General features: G+C 67.8%; 21 protein-coding genes. 5 read left to right on the top strand and 16 right to left on the bottom strand.

Annotated features, from left to right (window positions below; translation table 11 throughout):
• Positions 1 to 25 precede the first annotated feature (25 nt).
• From Q8M85_RS18695 to htpX, 11 genes are all read right to left on the bottom strand, one after another.
• Complete coding sequence (locus tag Q8M85_RS18695) at positions 26 to 466, bottom strand: molybdenum cofactor biosynthesis protein MoaE (protein ID WP_305547390.1); 441 nt, start codon at positions 464 to 466, stop codon at positions 26 to 28.
• A gap of 1 nt (position 467) precedes the next feature.
• Complete coding sequence (moaD, locus tag Q8M85_RS18690; protein ID WP_305547388.1) at positions 468 to 716, bottom strand: molybdopterin converting factor subunit 1; 249 nt, start codon at positions 714 to 716, stop codon at positions 468 to 470.
• Complete coding sequence (pgsA, locus tag Q8M85_RS18685) at positions 713 to 1,378, bottom strand: CDP-diacylglycerol--glycerol-3-phosphate 3-phosphatidyltransferase (protein WP_305547386.1); 666 nt, start codon at positions 1,376 to 1,378, stop codon at positions 713 to 715. Before pgsA ends, moaD begins: the two co-directional genes overlap by 4 nt.
• Before the next feature lie 74 nt (positions 1,379 to 1,452).
• Positions 1,453 to 2,748 (bottom strand): pitrilysin family protein, encoded by a 1,296-nt coding sequence (locus Q8M85_RS18680; RefSeq protein WP_305547384.1) that lies wholly within the window; start codon positions 2,746 to 2,748, stop codon positions 1,453 to 1,455.
• Positions 2,745 to 4,133 carry a pitrilysin family protein gene (locus Q8M85_RS18675; RefSeq protein WP_305547382.1) on the bottom strand — a complete coding sequence of 463 codons (1,389 nt, stop codon included), beginning with the start codon at positions 4,131 to 4,133 and terminating at the stop codon, positions 2,745 to 2,747. Before Q8M85_RS18675 ends, Q8M85_RS18680 begins: the two co-directional genes overlap by 4 nt.
• An 83-nt stretch (positions 4,134 to 4,216) precedes the next feature.
• Positions 4,217 to 4,747, bottom strand: a complete 531-nt coding sequence (locus Q8M85_RS18670) for a DUF3035 domain-containing protein (RefSeq protein WP_305547380.1) — start codon at positions 4,745 to 4,747, stop codon at positions 4,217 to 4,219.
• A gap of 61 nt (positions 4,748 to 4,808) precedes the next feature.
• Complete coding sequence (lspA, locus tag Q8M85_RS18665; RefSeq protein ID WP_305547378.1) at positions 4,809 to 5,315, bottom strand: signal peptidase II; 507 nt, start codon at positions 5,313 to 5,315, stop codon at positions 4,809 to 4,811.
• Positions 5,316 to 5,317: 2 nt separating this feature from the next.
• Positions 5,318 to 6,907, bottom strand: coding sequence for a bifunctional phosphoribosylaminoimidazolecarboxamide formyltransferase/IMP cyclohydrolase (purH, locus tag Q8M85_RS18660; protein WP_305547376.1), 1,590 nt, complete (start codon positions 6,905 to 6,907; stop codon positions 5,318 to 5,320).
• 84 nt (positions 6,908 to 6,991) lie between these two features.
• The gene (locus tag Q8M85_RS18655) at positions 6,992 to 8,737 is read right to left on the bottom strand and encodes a heparinase II/III family protein (protein WP_305547374.1); all 1,746 of its coding nucleotides are present in this window, start codon (positions 8,735 to 8,737) and stop codon (positions 6,992 to 6,994) included.
• 63 nt (positions 8,738 to 8,800) lie between these two features.
• Positions 8,801 to 10,171: an RsmB/NOP family class I SAM-dependent RNA methyltransferase gene (locus Q8M85_RS18650; RefSeq protein WP_305547372.1), complete on the bottom strand. Its 1,371-nt coding sequence runs from the start codon at positions 10,169 to 10,171 to the stop codon at positions 8,801 to 8,803.
• A gap of 4 nt (positions 10,172 to 10,175) precedes the next feature.
• On the bottom strand, positions 10,176 to 11,102 hold the full coding sequence (gene htpX, locus Q8M85_RS18645; protein ID WP_305547370.1) for a zinc metalloprotease HtpX: 927 nt from the start codon (positions 11,100 to 11,102) through the stop codon (positions 10,176 to 10,178).
• Between the two features lie 154 nt (positions 11,103 to 11,256).
• Between htpX and Q8M85_RS18640 the strand changes: the two genes are divergently transcribed.
• The gene (locus tag Q8M85_RS18640) at positions 11,257 to 11,487 is read left to right on the top strand and encodes a DUF1674 domain-containing protein (RefSeq protein WP_305547368.1); all 231 of its coding nucleotides are present in this window, start codon (positions 11,257 to 11,259) and stop codon (positions 11,485 to 11,487) included.
• 34 nt (positions 11,488 to 11,521) lie between these two features.
• On the opposite strand, the gene Q8M85_RS18635 is transcribed toward Q8M85_RS18640, so the two are convergent.
• The 3 genes from Q8M85_RS18635 to Q8M85_RS18625 are packed head-to-tail and all read right to left on the bottom strand — an operon-like array spanning position 11,522 to position 12,928.
• Entirely contained in the window at positions 11,522 to 12,286 is a 765-nt protein-coding gene (locus tag Q8M85_RS18635) for an ABC transporter ATP-binding protein (RefSeq protein WP_305547366.1), read from the bottom strand.
• Positions 12,287 to 12,289: 3 nt separating this feature from the next.
• A complete protein-coding gene (locus tag Q8M85_RS18630; RefSeq protein ID WP_305547364.1) occupies positions 12,290 to 12,661 on the bottom strand; it encodes a helix-turn-helix domain-containing protein in 372 nt (123 codons plus the stop codon).
• 12 nt (positions 12,662 to 12,673) lie between these two features.
• Positions 12,674 to 12,928, bottom strand: a complete 255-nt coding sequence (locus tag Q8M85_RS18625) for a type II toxin-antitoxin system RelE/ParE family toxin (protein ID WP_305547362.1) — start codon at positions 12,926 to 12,928, stop codon at positions 12,674 to 12,676.
• 121 nt (positions 12,929 to 13,049) lie between these two features.
• On the opposite strand from Q8M85_RS18625, the gene argJ reads away from it, so the two are divergent.
• From argJ to mutT, 4 genes are all read left to right on the top strand, one after another.
• Positions 13,050 to 14,300 (top strand): bifunctional glutamate N-acetyltransferase/amino-acid acetyltransferase ArgJ, encoded by a 1,251-nt coding sequence (gene argJ / locus Q8M85_RS18620; RefSeq protein ID WP_305547360.1) that lies wholly within the window; start codon positions 13,050 to 13,052, stop codon positions 14,298 to 14,300.
• Between the two features lie 141 nt (positions 14,301 to 14,441).
• On the top strand, positions 14,442 to 15,365 hold the full coding sequence (locus tag Q8M85_RS18615; RefSeq protein WP_305547358.1) for a DMT family transporter: 924 nt from the start codon (positions 14,442 to 14,444) through the stop codon (positions 15,363 to 15,365).
• A gap of 13 nt (positions 15,366 to 15,378) precedes the next feature.
• Complete coding sequence (locus Q8M85_RS18610) at positions 15,379 to 15,885, top strand: hypothetical protein (RefSeq protein ID WP_305547356.1); 507 nt, start codon at positions 15,379 to 15,381, stop codon at positions 15,883 to 15,885.
• A gap of 8 nt (positions 15,886 to 15,893) precedes the next feature.
• On the top strand, positions 15,894 to 16,298 hold the full coding sequence (gene mutT, locus Q8M85_RS18605; protein WP_305547354.1) for an 8-oxo-dGTP diphosphatase MutT: 405 nt from the start codon (positions 15,894 to 15,896) through the stop codon (positions 16,296 to 16,298).
• A 7-nt stretch (positions 16,299 to 16,305) separates the two neighbouring features.
• Here the strand turns inward: mutT and Q8M85_RS18600 are convergent, their stop codons facing one another.
• Positions 16,306 to 16,962 (bottom strand): DUF930 domain-containing protein, encoded by a 657-nt coding sequence (locus Q8M85_RS18600; protein ID WP_305547352.1) that lies wholly within the window; start codon positions 16,960 to 16,962, stop codon positions 16,306 to 16,308.
• Between the two features lie 228 nt (positions 16,963 to 17,190).
• Positions 17,191 to 17,708: DNA glycosylase AlkZ-like family protein (locus Q8M85_RS18595; protein WP_305547350.1), on the bottom strand; the 518-nt coding region annotated here is incomplete at its 5' end.

The raw sequence follows: 17,708 nt of genomic DNA, 5'->3' as shown, positions 1-17,708 counted from the left end.
AAGCAGAGTTTGTCCACCGTGGACACTACCAGCGCTTCAGGGCGTCCTCATCGGCGTCCTTCGCCGCGACCCAGGCCTCGCCCCCGACCCCCAGCTCTTTCTTCCAGAACGGAGCCCGCGATTTCAGGTAGTCCATCAGGAACTCCGCCGCCGCGAAAGCATCCGCCCGGTGCGGCGCGGCGGTGGCAACCATCATGATCGCCTCCCCAGGAGCCAGCTTCCCATGCCGGTGGATCACCAGGGCATCGACCAGCGACCAACGGGACACGGCTTCTTCGACAATCCCCCGGATCGCCTTTTCGGTCATGCCGGGATAATGCTCGATCTCCATCCCGGACAGGTTCCCGCCCTCGTCCCGCACGAGGCCGGTGAAGCTGACCACTGCCCCGGCCCCCCGGACCTTCGCCGTGAAGCCCGACACCTCTGCCCCCACATCGAACGGCTGGGACTGGACCGCGACCCGCATGTCAGCCCCCGGTCATCGGCGGGAAGAAGGCGATCTCGCGCACCCCGGCCAGCGGCGCATCGAAAGAGGACAGCTCTTGATCCAGCGCCACCCGCAGCGATGAAAGGTCGGCAAAGGCGGCCTCATACCGTTCTTCCCGGGCGCGCAGCTCGGCGACCAGTTCGGCCACTGTCGTTGCCGAAGTCTCGATCCGCTCGCGCGGCAGCCCGATCCGTTCCCGGACCCAGGCAAAGTAAAGCACGTCGATCACTTGTCTTCCCGCAAGAAAGGCAGCGACTTCGAAAAATACTCCCATCCGGTGACCACCGTCAGAAGCGCTGCAAGCCACAACAACCAGATGCCGACAAGGTTCGCATAGGATGCGCAGTCCCGGTTGCCGCAGGTTCGGATCGCTTCGGCCTCGCCTGCCGCAACGGCGGCCATGTGCTGTTCGGGGGTCATGCCCTCGAGCGCCAGAGCGTTCTGGTAGTCGAGACCCGTCCCAAGAAACAGCACCGCAATCGCGATCATCTGCGCGGTCGTCTTCCACTTGGCCAGCTTGGTAACCTTCAGAAGTCCGCTTTTGTCGCCCAGGTATTCCCGCAACCCGCCCACGAAAACCTCGCGGAACAGGATCAGCGTGGCGGGCAGGATCAGCCAGGGGTTCATCCCGTTGTAGCCGGTCAGGATCATGATCGCGATCACCACCATCGCCTTGTCGGCAATCGGGTCCATCATCGCGCCGAACTTCGATTCCTGCTTCCAGAGCCGGGCAAGGTAGCCGTCGAACCAGTCGGTCGCCGCCGCGCTGACGAACAGGGCCAGGGCGAACCAGTCGGCCCAGGGGCGATGGAAATAGAGGAACATGATGGCGACGCCGGGGGCGGCAATCAGGCGAAGCACGGTCAGCGTGTTCGGAATGGTCCAGATCATGGGAAAGTCGTAGACCAAGGGTCTTGCAGGGGGAAGGGGATAGTTTCCCGGTAAACCCGCGGAACCAATGCCACCTACAGGTCGCCTGGCTGGCCCACCACCACGAATTGCAGCGCGTCGGGGTCGAAGAGGGATGCGGCGACGCGCTTGATGTCCTCTAGCGTAACCGCCTCGACCTTGGAGTTGCGGGTGATGACATAGTCCATCGGCATTCCGTCCATCTGCATGCCGACCAGGATGCTGGCAATCGGCCCGTTGCCGTCGAAGCGCAGAGGGTAGGACCCGGTAAGGTAGGTCTTGGTCGCCTCCAGCTCTTGCGGCGTCACACCTTCGCGTCCGATGCGGCCCCATTCGGTCTTCACCACGTCGATGGCCTCGGCGACCTTTTCGTTCGAGGCCGAGAATTGCCCCAGAAGCATGTCGGCGTGGTCCATGTTCACGATGTACGTGCCAATGCCGTAGGTCAGGCCGCGTTTTTCGCGGACCTCGGTCATCAGCCGTGCAGTGAATCGTCCGCCGCCCAGCATCTCGTTCAGGACGAAGGCCGGGAAGAAATCGGGGTCATCACGGGGAATTCCCCGCTGACCGAAGAAGACGGTGGACTGCGGCGAGGGGAAGTCCTGCACCGTGACGCCTGCGGGAAGAAGCCAGGGCGCCTCGGTCAGTTGCGGCGCGCCGGTGGCGGGCAGATCGCCCAGAAGCCGGTCCAGAAGAAGGCCCAGTTCCTCGGCGGTGATGTCGCCCGCCGCGGCGACGAAGACCCGGTCGCGCGCCAGCGACGCCTTGTGCGCGGCCACCACGTCGTCACGGGTCAGCGCGGTCACCGTTTCAATGGTGCCGTCCCCCGACGAGCCGTAGGGATGGTCGCCGAAAGCCAAGAGGTCGAAGCGGTCCGAGGCGATGGTCCTGGGGTCCTTCTCGTTCGAGCGCAGGTTCGAGAGGACCTGCCCCCGTACCCGGTCGACCGCATCCTGGTCGAAGCGCGGGGTGACCAGCGCCTGGCGCAGAAGGTCGATAGCCTGATCGCGGTTCTCGGTGAGGAACTGTGCGGACACGCCGACCGAATCCGTCCTTGCGTCAAAGCTGAAGCTGGCCGCAAGCGCATCACGCGCCTCGGCGAAGCCCCGGCTGTCCATCTCGCCCGAACCTTCCTCCAACGTGGCGGTCATCAGGTTGACCACGCCGCGCTTGTCGGGCGCCTCAAGCGAGGTGCCGCCGCGGAACTGGATCTCCAGCGCGGTGAAGGGGATATTGTGATCCTCGACCAGCCAGGCGGTGATGCCGCCGGGCGAGGTGACCTCCTTGATCGGAATCTGGGCCTGAACGGGCAGGGCAAGTGCCAGGAGGGCGGCAAAGACGGCGCGGATCATTCCTGGATCTCCGGTGCGACGACGGGGGTGGCGGCTGCAGCGGGAGTGGCTTCGACCGGGGCGGTTTCGGGCTGTGTCAGCCAGCCGGTGACTGCGTTCCGGCGATCCAGCACCTTGCGTGCTGCGGTCAGGATATCGGCTTCGGTCACTTCCGACAGCGCCTCGTCCCAACCTTCGATGTCCGCAAGGGTCAGACCGATGCTGAACCCTTCACCATAGCGCCGCGCGAGGGCTTCCACATCATCGCGGGCATAGATCTCGCCGGCCCGGACCTGGGTGCGAATACGCTCAAGCGCGGCCGGATCAGGTCCGTTTTCCACAAACTCGGCCAGCACGCGGTCAAGCTCGGCCTCTGCCTTTTCAAGGCTGACCCCCGGGGCGGGGACCACGGCCACGCCGAACGTCGCGTCGTCGATCGAGGTGCCGCTGTAGAAGGCGCTGGTATAGACCGCCACCTGGGCGTCGAACTGCAGCGCCCGCGCCAGGACCGAGGTCTGGCCATTGCCGCCCAGAAGCTCGGCCAGCACTGTCAGGGCCGCAGCCTCGGCCTGGTCGCCGGGGTCGCGCTCGGGGGCGATGTAGGTGCGGAAGACATAGGGGTCCGAGACCCGCTCATCGGCCAGCGTCAGGCGACGCTCGGCCAGTTGCGGCGGTTCCTGCGCGCGGTCGCGCGGCACGATCGCGTCCGAAGGCTTGAGCGGACCGTAATGCTGTTCGGCAAGCGCCCTGACGGCCTTGGGCTCGACATCCCCGGCGATGACCAGCGTCGCGTTGTTCGGGGCGTAGAAGCGTTGGTAGTAGTCCAGGGCATCTTCGCGGTCGAGCTGCTCCATCTCGTGCCGCCAACCGATGATCGGGATGCCGTAGGGGTGGTTCAGGAACTGGGCGGCGCGCATCTGCTCCATCAGCAGGGCACCGGGGTCGCTGTCGGTGCGCTGCGCGCGTTCTTCCAGGATGACCTGGCGTTCGGTCGTCACATCGTCTTCGGTCAGGCGCAGGTTGCGCATCCGGTCGGCTTCCATCTCCATCACCAGGTCCAGCCGGTCGGCGGCGATGCGCTGGAAATAGGCGGTGTAGTCCCAGGAGGTGAAGGCGTTGTCATCGCCGCCCTGCGCCTCGACAATGCCGGAAAAGGCGTTGGGGGCCACCTTTTCGGTGCCCTTGAACATCAGATGTTCCAGGAAATGCGCGATGCCGGAATGGCCGCGCGGTTCATCCGCAGCACCGACACGGTACCAGATCATCTGCACGACGACCGGGGCACGGTGATCCTCGATCACCACGACGTTCAACCCGTTGTCCAGGGTGAAGGTGGTGACCGGCTCTTCGGCAAAGGCGGGCAGCGTCAGTGTCAGCAGAACGGCAGCACCAAGTCGTCCGAGCATTGGCTTCCTCACCCTTGATTTTCAGGGAAACTGCGGCGCAGGGCCCGGACATTCAAGTCCTGGCAGGCCAAGGCACGCGCTTGTTACTCTTCGTCAGGTTTGCGTGGTGGCGCGGACGAGGTCCGCACGCCCGCCGCACGCCAGCGGGCCAGTTCCGCCTGCTGGTCCAGCCGCTGCTTGCGGTAGGCCTTGTAGTAGACGTTCACGTTGAACAGGCGTTCCAGGATGCGGCCGTTGTTGTCGCGCCGCCAGTCCAGATCTTCCGAAGCCAGCGTCGCGCGGATGCCACCCTCGACCCCGAAGCGGGCCGCGTGGCTATACAGGGCCGAGTCACCCGACGGGATTCCGCCTGCCGCGCCCGGATTGCCGCCCAGAGCAATGACGGCATCGGCTTCGGGGTTCTGGTCGGTGCGGTTGAACCCACCGGGGGCGGGTTCGGGAAGTTCGGCCAGGTTCTCCGGCAATTCCAGCGGCTTCGGCGGCACGATGGCAAATTCGTCCGGCCCTTGGCCGGAACGCAGGTTCATCAGCTGCGGGTCACGATCCCCGGCGCAGGCCGCCAGCGTGACCATCGCCGCAACCGCGATGACCGCCCTGCCTTTCGCTGCCTGCATGTATGCCTCCGAACCGTCTTTGTGCCGTCTTAGCCTAAAGCATCGCGGGCGTCACGGGTGTTTAGCGACTGCGACGGGGGGGTTTTCCGCCGGTCGGCTTGTCGCCATCGCTGCCCTTGGCGAAGATCACCAAGCCCAGCGCACCGGCGAAGATCGCAATGTCGGCCACGTTGAAGGCATAGGGGTTCTCGATCCCGCAACAGGACATGTTCAGAAAGTCCGCCACCGCACCATAGGCGATTCGGTCGATGATGTTGCCCAAGGCCCCGCCGACCAGCAGGCCGCCCGACAGTTCGGCCTTCCAGTTTCCCTTTTCGCGCCGCATCCACCAGACCACCCAGGCCGAGATGGCCAAGGCCAGCACGATCAAACCCCAGCGCGCCCAGTCCGAGCCGTTGGACAGAAGGCCGAAGTTGATTCCGTAGTTCCAGGCCATGCGGAAGGTCAGATAGGGCGGAAAGACGTCGATCTCACCCCGGTTGATGAGGTCCAGGCCATGCACCACGGCCAGCTTGGTCAGCTGGTCCAGCACGAAGACAACGGCCGCGATGATCCAGAAACGGCGCATCATCAGTGCCGGAAATGCCGCTGGCCGGTGAACACCATCGCGAGACCCCGCTCGTCGGCCGCTGCGATCACCTCGTCATCACGCATGGAGCCTCCAGGCTGGATGATTGCCGTAGCACCCGCTTCGGCGGCGGTGATCAGGCCATCAGCGAAGGGGAAGAAGGCGTCCGAGGCGACCACGGAGCCCTTGGTCAAGGAACCGGGCAGGCCCAGCGCCTCGGCCATGTCTTCGGCTTTCCGTGCGGCGATGCGGGTGGAATCCACGCGGCTCATCTGCCCGGCGCCAACGCCGACGGTCGCTCCGTCCTTCACATAGATGATCGCGTTCGATTTGACGTGCTTGGCCACAGTCCAGGCAAACATCATGTCGCGCATCTCGGCATCCGAAGGCGCGCGCTTGGTCACGACCTTGAGGTCCGAGGCCGAGACATGCCCGGCGTCCCGGTCCTGCACCAGAAAGCCCCCGGCCACCTGCTTGAAGGCCAGCCCCTTCTCCTTGGGGTCCGGCAAGGCTTTCGTCGTCAGAAGCCGCAGGTTCTTCTTGCCCGCAAAGACGGCCCGCGCCTCGTCCGTGGCGTCGGGGGCAATGACGACCTCGGTGAAGATCTTCACGATCTCTTCCGCCGTCGCCCCGTCCAGCACCTGATTCAGCGCCACGATCCCGCCAAAGGCCGAAGTCTGGTCGCACTGGTAGGCGCGCAGGTAGGCCTCTGTCAGAGTGCTGGCCGTCGCCACTCCACAAGGGTTGGCGTGCTTGATGATCGCGCAGGCCGGGGCACCACCGGCAAACTCGGCCACCAGCTCGAAGGCCGCGTCGGTGTCGTTGATGTTGTTGTAGCTGAGTTCCTTGCCCTGCCACTGCCGCGCGGTCGCAACGCCGGGGCGGCGCGAGCCGTCGACGTAGAATGCCGCCGCCTGATGCGGGTTCTCGCCATAGCGCAGCGTCTGGGCCAGCTTGCCCGCAAAGCTGCGGTACCGCGGGGCGGGTTCCTTGATCTCGCCCGCCAGCCAGGTGCTGACCGCCGTGTCATAGGCGGCCGTCCGGGCATAGGCCGTCAGTGCCATCTTCTGTCGACAGGTCATGGTCGTTGCCCCGTCGTGTGCCCGCAGCTGGTCCAGTAGCGCGCTGTAATCCGCCGGGTCGGTCACCACCGTCACGAAGCGATGGTTCTTCGCTGCCGCGCGGATCATCGCCGGGCCGCCGATGTCGATGTTCTCGATGCAGTCATCATAGGGCTTTGCGGCCGCGACCGTCGCCTCGAAGGGGTAGAGGTTGACGACGAGCAGGTCGATCGGCGCGATGCCGTGGCCGAGCATCGAGGCCTGGTGCTCGGGATGGGAGCGGATCGCCAGCAGGCCGCCATGGACCTTGGGGTGCAGGGTCTTGACGCGGCCATCCATCATTTCCGGGAAGCCGGTGAGGTCGGAGACGTCGGTGACGGGCAGGCCGGCCTCGGCCAGGGCCTTCGCCGTGCCGCCCGTCGAAACCAGGGCGATGCCCATGTGGTTCAGGGCGCGCGCGAACTCGACCAGGCCGGTCTTGTCGGAAACGGAAAGGAGCGCGCGTTCGACGCGGCGAAGCTCGGTCGGCATCGGGAAGGGTCCAGGAACATCGAGACGGTCGGCGCGAGCTATCATGCTGCGGCGCGCAAAGCAAAGCGCGCGGTGGTGGCCGGCTCAGGCGTCGGGCGCGGATCCCGGTGCGGAGGGATCCGCCCCTGGCGGCGGGCGGAAGCGGGCGGTGGCGGGGGCGGCTGCACCCACCCGGCTGAAGCGCCAGCTGATCCGGGGCATGACGGCGGCGTCGAAGGCGACGCTGAGCTGTTCGGTACGCCGTCCACCCGCGGCTCCGGCAAGGAAAATGCTTTCCTCGATCGAGACCGTCAGCCCCGAGGCCTCGAAAGCCCAGACCTCGCCATTGGGGAGCGCCAGCATCGCGCCCTGGCCCTCGCGGATCAGGCTCGGCTTGACGTCGGGATGCAGATGGAAGCGCGCCAGAGACGGCAGGGCCGCGCGGGCCCCGTCGAGCGCGATTTCGTCCTCGCCCGTCAGGGTGGCGCCGTCGCGGGCCAGCAGCAGGCGGCGCGTATGCACCGCGCCGAGCGTACGGCCGTAGCCGTCATGGCTGCCGACCCATTCCTGTCCCTCCTCGCGCTCCTGCCGGGCGACGCGGACATCGGTGGGCCCGGCGACGACGCGCATCTCGCCGAGCACCCGGCCGAAGGTCGCGCTGGAGCGGTCGTCGAGCGTCAGCGTCGAATGCGCCGCCGTGCTCCGGGCCGCCAGGCGCAAGGCGTCGGAGCCGAAGCGGCTGATGCCGCAATTGACCACGAGGCGCTGTGCGCCGCTGGAGAATTCGAAGGACAGGCAGCCCGCATGGGCTTCGACCGAATGGGCGCCGCGCGGCGGTGCGCCGGCGTCGATCACGACGATGCCGCGCTCTCCGGTGAGGCGGCTATAGCCCGAATAGGCGGCCTGCTCGATCGGGCGCGCCCGGGCGTCGTCATAGGCGGCGAGCGTCGCCATCACGTCCGGCGGGGTCGTCCCCATGCCGTTGAACAGAGCGAGTGCACCGTCGCCGTGCCGGAACAGGCGCAAATGCGGCATCATCCGCTCGATCGCCATCAGCACGCCGCGCGGCGGCTCGATCCCGCGGGCGAGGAAGGTCTCGCGCAGCGGCAGCAGGTCGAGCAGCAGCTCGATCAGGATGCGTGGATTGCGGCTGAGGTGGCCACCATCGGGCAGGATCTGGCGGTCGAGCTCGTCGGAGAGCGCGTAGTCCAGCCGGCGCCGCCGGCCGTCGGGCGCATCGAGGCAGATCGCCGCCAAGGTGACCGCGATCAGGCCGTTGAGCCGCGCGCTGCCCTCGACCGCTCCCGCCAATGCCAGGTCTAGCCGCTCCGCCAGCCGCGAGAGATGTCGCAGGAAACGCTCGTAGAAAGCATGGTCGGCGCCTTCGAGCAGCAGCGGCGAATGCGAGAGCAGCGAGATCAGCCGCCGTGCCGCCACGGCGGGCCGGCGGGCGATCTCGCTGCGTTCGCGCTTGCGGCCGATGAAATCCTCGACGAGGGCGCGGGCATTGGCCCGGGCGATGGCCGTGTCGGCGGCGTGCATGTGGCGCAGCCAGCCGAAACCATGCAGCGCCTCGGCCCAGGCCTCGCTCGGGGGGGCGCTGTCGAAGGGCGACTCGCCGTGGGTGCGCAGCGTGCGCCCGGCGAAGGCATAGTAGCCGGCATAGATGTCGCCGGCCGTGGTCGGATCGGCGGTGCGCAGGTCATGCGGGGCGAAGAGCAGGCGGGTGGCCGCAGAGCGGCCGAACGGCCAGAGGCGACGCACGATGCCGACGAGCTGACCCCGGGTTCGCCGGGCCGCCCGTCCGATCGCCGCCTGCGCCAGACCCCTGCGCTCAGACCAGCCGTTCAATGCCCCGATACGCCCCGTACCCATGACGCCCGGCGTGACACGCCTTTGCGATTCCCCGTGACGTCATAGCCTGATCAGGCGGCTTGCGTAAAATCCGCTCCATCCCGAGAGCCGCGGCGTCTCGTTGCGCAGCTGGTGCGGCAGAGTCCTGAGGTCGCCGTTGCGGTCGATCGCCTCACCGAGGCCACCGATCTCGTCGGCCTCGACCGGCTTGCGCGCGAAGTCGGGATGGGACTTCAGGAAGGCCTCGATCTGCGCCTCGCCCTCCTGGGGTTCGAGCGAACAGGTGCAGTAGACCAGCCGGCCGCCGGGCCTTGTCAGCCGGGCGGCGGCCTCGAGCAGCCGCGCCTGGAGGGCGACGAGCTTGTCACGATCCTCCGGCGACTTGGTCCAGGCGACGTCGGGGTGGCGGCGGATGGTCCCGGTGGCACTGCAGGGGGCGTCGAGCAGCACGGCGTCGAAGGGATCGGCGTCCCAGAGAGTCGCATCCTTGGTGACGATCTCCGCAGACAGGGCGAGCCGCTCCAGATTGGCGCGCAGCCGGCGCAGGCGCGGGCCCGAGCGGTCGACGGCAGTGACCGAGGCTCCCATTGCCGCGAGCTGTGCGGTCTTGCCGCCGGGTGCGGCGCAGAGATCGGCGATCCGCTCACCCGGCTGTGGCGCGAGCAGGCGCACCGGCAGGGCGGCGGCAGCGTCCTGCACCCACCAGGCGCCTTCGTCGAAGCCTGCCAGGCCGGTGATGCCGCCGCGCTCGCGCAGGCGGACCGAGCCCGTCGGCAACAGTAGGCCGTCGAGCCTCTCGGTCCAACCCTCGGGATCCGATTTCACGGAGATATCGAGCGGCGGCTCGTCGCGGTGGCTTTCGGCAATGGCGGCGGCGGTTTCCTCGCCATAGCTCTCCATCCAGCTCTCGGCGAGCCATTCGGGCGTGTCGAGGAAAGGGTCGACGGCCTCGGCGAGGATCGCCTCGCGCTCGCGGGCAAGCCGGCGCAGCAACGCATTGCCGAGCGAGACATAGCGCGAGGAGCGCGCATCCTCGTGGAGCTGGCGGATGGCGAGATCGACGGCGGCATGGTCGGGCACGTCGAGAAAGAGGATCTGCGCCGCGGCCGCCACCATGATCGGCTCGAACGGCCCGGAATTGCGCGGGCTGCCGCGCTCCAGCCGGGCGTTGATCGCCTCCTGGATCGTGCCAAGCCGGCGAAAGGCGGTGATCGCGATGGCGCGCGCCAAAGCGCTGTCGGCGGCATCGAGCCGATAGGCCGGTGCCAGCCGCTCATGGGTGTCGTCGAGCGACAGCTTCGCCCGCAGCACCTCGTCGATGACGGCCGCTGCGAGCTTGCGCGCCGGCAGGCCCGGCGCCGGTCCGCCGCCGCCCTCGACAGGCTCGCTGGTGTCGTCGTGGAGATCGTCCGCCTTGTGTCCCTTTGCCACCGGATCAGCCCCAGGGGCCGGGCTGGGGGCCGGCTCCGCCGCTCCAGGGGCTCTGGGCCGCCTGGCTCATGAAGCCGCCGGCGCTGCGGCCGATGCCCATGGCGCGGGCCTGCTCCATCAGCGCGGCAATGCGGTTGCCGGTGTCGGGGTGGGTCGAGAACAGGGAATCCATGCCGCCAGCCGTGAGGGGATTGATGATGAACATGTGCGCCGTAGCAGGCTTCGCCTCCGCCGTCTCGTTCGGCGTATGGGCGACGCCGGCGGCGATTTTCGCCAGCGCATCGGCGAGCCAGATCGGATTGCCGCAGATCTCGGCCCCAAGCTTGTCGGCCTCGTATTCGCGCGAGCGCGAGATCGCCATCTGGATTATCATCGCGGCCATCGGCGCCAGGATCGAGAGCAGGATCTGCACGATCAGGTTGGGCCGGTTTTCGCGCGAGCCGAACATCATGCCAAAGGTCACGAGCGAGGAGATCGCGCCGGCCATGGTGGCGGTGATCGTCATCGTCAGCGTGTCGTGGTTCTTGATGTGGGCGAGCTCATGCGCCATCACGCCCGCCAGCTCCTCATAGCTCAGCGTCCGCAGAATGCCCGTGGTGGCCGCCACCGCCGCGTTTTCCGGGTTGCGGCCGGTGGCGAAGGCGTTGGGCTGGTCCTCGTCGATCAGGTAGACGCGCGGCATCGGCATGTTGGCCCTCGCCGCGAGGTCGCGCACCATGCCGTAGAGCTCCGGCGCGGTTCGTTCGTCGACCTCATGGGCGTTGTGGGCGGCAAGCGCGAGCCGATCCGAGTTCCAGTAGCTGAACAGGTTGGTGACGGCGGCGAAGCCCAGCGCCATCAGCATGCCGCCGCCGCCGCCGAGCAGATAGCCGACCGCGCCGAAGAGCGCGGTGAGACCGGCCATCAGCATGCCGGTGCGGACATAGTTCATCGTCATCCCCATCATGCGCCATCACGGCTCGTGGCGACATGCCACTCCCCGGATGCGGTTTCGAGGCTTATGTGGTGAAGGTGACGGCGATCCTGCAAGGGAACAGCCTGCAAGAGAATCGGCCCCAACAGAGCTGGAACGAGAGAATGCGGCGATGAGCGAGGCAAACGATCCCAAGCCGATCGGTTTGGACAGCAGCGAGGACGCGCCGCGGGTGCTGCCGCCGGCGGCGCAGCGCGCACTCGCCGAGGCGCAGGCGAGACGGGCCGAGATCGATGCGCGCGCGGCCGATCTCGCCAGCCGCAAGGAAGTCGACGGCCGCGGCGGGCTCGAGCCGGTGCGCTACAACGACTGGGAGGTGAAGGGCCTGACCAGCGACTTCTGACGGCGGGATGTTTGCACCGCGTCGGACTGCGCCGCTAGCCGGGTAGGAAAGCGATACGGCCATCGCCGTCCCGCACGGTCTCGATGCCGACGCCGTAGAGGCGCTGCAGTCGTTCGGGCGTGAGCAGATCCATGGCGCCCCCGCTGGCGATGGCCTGCCCGTCGCGGATCATCATGACGCGGTCGGCATGGCGCAAAGCCTGGTTGGGATCATGCGTCGTGAACAGCACGCCGAGGCCTTCCGCCGCGAGCCGGCGGATCTCCTGCATCACCCGGCCCTGATTGCCGAAGTCGAGGCTCGCGGTCGGCTCGTCCAGGACGACATAGGCCGGCTCCTGCGCCAAGGCGCGGGCGATCAGCACGAGCTGGCGCTCCCCGCCCGAAATCTCCGTATAGGGCCGCTGCGCCAGGCGCGCGATGCCGAGTCGCTCCAGCATCGCGAAGGCAACCGTGTGGTCGCGGGCTGAGGGGGCGGTGAAGAGCCCGGCATGGGCGCTGCGCCCCATCAGCACCACGGTCTCGACGGTGAAGGCGAAGGTTCCGGCATGGGCCTGGGGCACATAGCCGAGCGACCGCGCCCGTTCTGGCGGCGACAGCGCAGCGAGGGGGCGGTCGTCGAGCAGCAGCGTCCCGCTCCGAGCCGGCAGGAGCCCGAGCAGGGTTTTCAACAGCGTGGTCTTGCCGCTGCCATTGGGGCCGAGCAGGGCCAGGACCTCGCCACGGGCAAGCGACACGACGATATCGCGACCAATGACGCGTTCGCGGTAGCCGTAAACCAGATCGGAGGCGGTAAGGCTCACCGATCAGACCAGGTCATCGAGTTTCACGCGCAGCGCCCCGGCGATCTTCTTCATCGTCTGCAGCGTGCCCTCGCGCTTGCCGGTCTCGATCTGCGAGAGATAGGGCTGGGCGATGCCCGCCATCTCGGCCAATGCGCTGACGGTCAGCCCGCGATGCTCGCGCCAGACCCGCACCAGGTTCTCGCCCGCGAGAATGCGATCGACGATGGCGGAGGGGACGAACTCCTCCTCGCCCGCGGCGAGACGCTGCTCGAAGCGGGCGATGGCCGCGGAGTCGGCCGCATCCTCGGCCGCCTCGATAAGGCGGTCATAGGCATCGCGCGACAGTGCGACGTAGTCCTCGCCGTCGATCGTCAGTTTCAGTCGCTCCTTCATGGCCAGGTCCTTTCAATCATAGGCAGACCCGCGCGCCGCGACGCGGACGATCAGCACGACCGAGCCGTCCTCGCGGAAGATGACCCGCCAGTCTCCGACGCGGAGCCTCAAATAGCCCTTTTCGCCCTGCAGCGCCTTGACGTTGTTGGACTGCGAGGCAGGGTCGGCGACGTACTGCTCGACCTTGCCGCGGATGCGATCAGCGACGTTCGTGGGCAGGCCCCGCAAGGTCTTCAGTGCGTCTCTGCTGTAGATCGTCACCTTCACGAAACGAATATAGCATAATGCAATGCGACGTCGAGGGCGCCATAGCGATCCGACAACAATGCCGACCTTGCCTTCGCGCCGCCCCTGCGGCACACGGGCCTCCCGCACAGGAGACGCCATCATGGCCGGCAAGGATGTTCCCGTTTCCCCGCTCGCGCCGAAGCGCCAGCCCAAGGTTCCGCCGGTCCCCGGCGTGCGCTTCGCCACCGCCGAGGCGGGCATCAAGTACAAGGACCGCACCGATGTCTGGCTCGCTTTGCTCGACGAGGGCACGCAGGTCGCCGGCGTCTTCACCCGCTCGAAATGCCCCTCCGCGCCCGTCGACTGGTGCCGCGAGAACCTGAAGCAGGGCTCGGCCCGGGCCGTCGTGGTCAACTCCGGCAATGCCAACGCCTTCACCGGGCTCAAGGGCCGCGATTCCGTCGCGCTGACGGCGAAGATCGCGGCCAAGGCCGCGGGCTGCAAACCGCAGGAGGTCTTCATCGCCTCGACCGGCGTGATCGGCGAGCCGCTCGACGCGAGCAAGTTCGAGGGCGTGCTCGAGGATTGCGCCAAGCGCGTCGCGGACGGCCCCTGGATCGACGCCGCCCGGGCGATCATGACCACCGACACCTTCCCCAAGGCGTTGTCGCGCAGGGCGAAGATCGACGGCCGTGAGGTCGTGCTCGCCGGCATCGCCAAGGGCGCCGGCATGATCGCGCCCGACATGGCGACGATGCTCTCCTTCGTCTTCACGGATGCGCCGATCGCCGCGCCCGTGCTGCAGGCGCTGCTCTCCAAGGGCGTGAAGGGCTCCTTCAACGCAGTCACCGTCGACAGCGACACCTCGACCTCGGACACGCTGATGTTGTTCGCGACGGGCAAGGCTGCGGCCCGCGGCGTCCCGGCGATCACCGAGATCGGCGATGCCCGGCTCTCGGGCTTCAAGCGCGCGCTGAATTCGCTGCTGCTCGAACTCGCCCATCTCGTCTGCAAGGATGGTGAGGGCGCGCGCAAGTTCGTCGAGGTCAGGGTCGCAGGCGCGGTCTCCTCGCGTTCGGCCAAGCGGGTCGCGCTCTCGATCGCCAATTCGCCGCTGGTCAAGACCGCGATCGCCGGCGAGGACGCCAACTGGGGCCGCGTGGTCATGGCGGTCGGCAAGGCCGGCGAGCCCGCCGACCGCGACCGGCTCGACATCTCCTTCGGCGACATCATGGTGGCGCAGCAGGGCGCCCGCGCCGCTTCCTATGACGAGGACGCTGTCACGACCTATATGCAGGGCGAGCACATCGTCATCACCGCCGATCTCGGCCTCGGCCGCGGCAAGTCCACCGTCTGGACCTGCGACTTGACCAAGGCCTATGTCGAGATCAACGGCGACTACCGGTCCTGATCGCCGGGATTGCTGTTCGAGGCTTCATCCTGAGGAGCCGCGAAGCGGCGTCTCGAAGGATGCTCCTGGAGGCGCCGGTGACATCTGGACCATCCTTCGAGACGGCCCTGCGGGCCTCCTCAGGATGAGGGCTCGCAGCATATGACGCCGGGGCTCGCAGGTTCACCCACCGGCCCCAGCCGCGCCTTCGTCCTCGCGCATCTGCTGGTCTGCTCGTTCTTCTGGGGCTCGAGCTTCCTGTTCATCAAGCTGACGGGCGGCGCGATCTCGCCGCTTGCGCTCGCCGCCGGGCGCGGGCTGATCGGGGCGGCGGCGCTCGCGGCCTATGTCGTCTGGCTGCGCCAGAGCCCGCTGCCGCGGCGCGACGAGATCCGCCACTGGCTCGTGCTCGGCACCACCAATGGCTGGGTGCCGAACGTGCTGGTGGCCTACGCGCTGGTCCAGCTCGCCAGCGGGCCGGCCGCGATGATCCAGGCCGGCGGGCCGCTGGTGACGGCGGTCTTTGCGCATTTCCTGTTCGCCGAGGAGCGGATGGGGCCGCGCCGCCTGATCGGCATCTTGCTCGGCATGGCCGGCGTCGCGCTGCTGATCGGCCCGCGCCTGGTCGAGGGCGGCGGCACGGCGCTCGGCGTGCTCGCCATGGTCGGTGTCATGCTGGGCTACAGCATCGGCAATCTCTATGCCCGTGTCATTCCCGCCTCGGCCGGTGATCCGGCGCGGCTGGCGCTCGGTCAGCAGGTGGTCTCCGGCCTCGTCGCGCTGGTGCTGACGCTGGTCTTCGCCGGCCCCGCCGCATTCGCGCCGATGGCGGACCATGTCCCGGCGATGCTGGCGCTCGGCCTGCTCGCCACGGCCGTTCCGATGGCGGTGTTCATGCGGCTGATCCGAGCCGCGGGACCGACGAAGGCGGCGATGACGGGCTATCTCGTGCCGACGGTGGCGACGATCCTCGGCATCGTCGTGCTCGGGGAAACGCTGGAGTTGCGGCAGATCATCGGCGGTTGCATCATCCTCGCTGGCGTCTTCCTGGTGACGACGTCGCAGCGTGCGGCCAGGTCTGCCTGAGGGGGCGAGCGGCATGAGGATCGGGCTGGGGATCGTTCTCGCCTTGGCGTTGTCCGCTTGCGTCGAACGCAAGCCGGCGACCGTCGCGTTTTCGGTCGAGGAAGCGGCCTTCATCAGGAAGACCGGCACGACCACGATCACCGGCCACGCCTTCCGCACCAAGCCGAGCGGTGCGGTCGTGAACGCGGCCGGGCAGCTGGTGCGCCTCGTGCCGGCCACGGGCTACTCGCGCGAGCGCTTCGCCAACTTCTATGGCCCGCGCAAATTCGTGCCGCATCGCGGCTATCCCCGCGACGACAACCCCGATCCCGCCTATGGCGAGTACACCCGCACCACCAAGGCGGAGTCGAATGGCCGCTTCGTCTTCGAGAAGGTGGCGCCGGGCGACTACTTCGTGACGACGCAGGTGATCTGGGGCGACGAGGATGCGCTCACGCGCGAGGGCGGCTCGGTCTATGACAGCGTCACCGTGACGGGTAAGGAGACGCAACCCCTGCACGTCATCCTCTCCGGCTACTGAGTCCATCCGTGAAGCTTCTCCTCGTCGTCGCCTGCGCCCTGATCGATTCCGACAACCGCGTGCTGGTGGCCCAGCGGCCGCAGGGCAAGGCGCTGGCCGGGCTGTGGGAGTTTCCGGGCGGCAAGCTGGAGGCGGGCGAGCGGCCGGAGCCGGCGCTGATCCGTGAGCTGTCCGAAGAGCTCGGCATCACGGTCAAGGAGGAGTGCCTGGCGCCGCTGACCTTCGCCAGTTTCGCCTATCCCGAGTTCCACCTGCTGATGCCGCTCTATATCTGCCGTCGCTGGGAAGGGCAGGTCGCCTCCCGCGAGGCGCAGGCGCTGAAATGGGTCCGTCCGGCCAAGCTGCGGGAGCTCGCCATGCCGCCTGCCGACGAGCCGCTGATCCCGCATCTGATCGATCTGCTGGGGGCGTGAGCGCGGCTCAGTACCGCTCCGGCAGACCGAGCTTCGCCCATTGGCTGCGCGGCACGGGCTCGCCGACGCGAAAGGCGAAGGCGACGACCGCCGCCTGATCGGGGCTGAGTTCGCAGCGGAAGTGCAGATCGTACCAGCGGCGCTTGCTGCGGAACGCCGCGCCGTCGGCGATGAGGGCGCGGCCGGCCAGCTTTGTCGCGCCCTTCGCATAGGCCGTCACCCGGTCCGGCTCGAAGTCGCTTTTCCAGGCATGGATCTGGCTCATCGCCTCCAGGCCGCAGAGCTGCTCGGCGCGCTCATCCGCCGCCAGAAGCGGCAGCATCTCCCGCGCCTGCCGGCTCAGGGGGTGAGCGAGCGCCTCCGCTGCCATCAGCCGGCTCGCTTTGACCATGCCGCCCGGCTCGGTGGGCGGGGCGGCTTTGGCGCTCGGCGGCTGCTCGGGCAGCCCGCCCGGCGGCGCCTCGATCGGCCCAGGCTGGGTCATCGCCTCGAACGCGCCTGGTGTCAGCAGTTCGACCTCGACGCTGGTCTCGGCTTGAGGCGCCACATCGAGCAATGGCCGGATCGACAGCGACCCGAGCGCCGCCAGCAGCAGGAGATGCAACAGGGTCGCGCCGGCCAGGGCTGGGCGCAGGTCCGTGATGCGTGCCCGCCTCGCCTGCATTCACCCTGCCGATCCGGTGAGGGCGGCCAGCGTCGCGAGATCATACCTCGTCACCCGACGGCTCCATTGTGCTTGCCGTTCGGCGGGACGAAAGGCACTCCAGAAATGGACGATTTTGCGGCGGGCGTGTCTGAGCGGGGGCTTCTCGGTCATTGCGAGCGCAGCGAAGCAATCCAGGGGCCGTCGAGCGAGCCGATCTGGATTGCTTCGCTGCGCTCGCAATGACGGTCAGGCATCGTCTGACCCGACAGGAACGGCGACGTCCTTGGCCAGCTGAAACCGCTCGAACCGCGCCAGTTCCGCCTCGATCAGCGCCTTCCGCTCCGGGCTCTCCTGCCTGTCGAGCCACGTCCATTGCTGGATCAGCAGCCGCCCCGCCTGGCGGTCGGTCTTGAGGTCGAGCACCGCCACGACCCTGTCGCCGATCAGCACGGGCAGGCCGAAATAGCCGAAGACGCGCTTCTCCTTCGGCAGATAGGCCTCGAACGCGTGGGCATAGCCGAAAAACAGCTTCAGCCGCTTGCGCTGGATGATCAGCGGATCGAAGGGCGAGAGAATGTGGACGAGGTCGGGCTGCGGCGCCGCGGCTTCCATCCCCTCGCGCGGCATCCAGTGCGGCACGGTCGAGTCTTCGATTCCGACCGGCATCAGTTCGCGCCGCTTCACGCGGGCGTCGATCAGCTCCGCCACCGCCGCCTTGGCGGGCGCATCGAGATGGCAGATCGAATCGAGGCTGACGACGCCTT

Origin of the sequence: Tabrizicola sp. (assembly GCF_030694085.1) — a bacterium.
In the GTDB taxonomy this organism is placed as follows: Bacteria; Pseudomonadota; Alphaproteobacteria; order Rhodobacterales; family Rhodobacteraceae; genus Tabrizicola.
The sequence above is the reverse complement of the archived record's forward strand: the minus strand, read 5'-3'. Positions and strand labels throughout refer to the sequence as shown.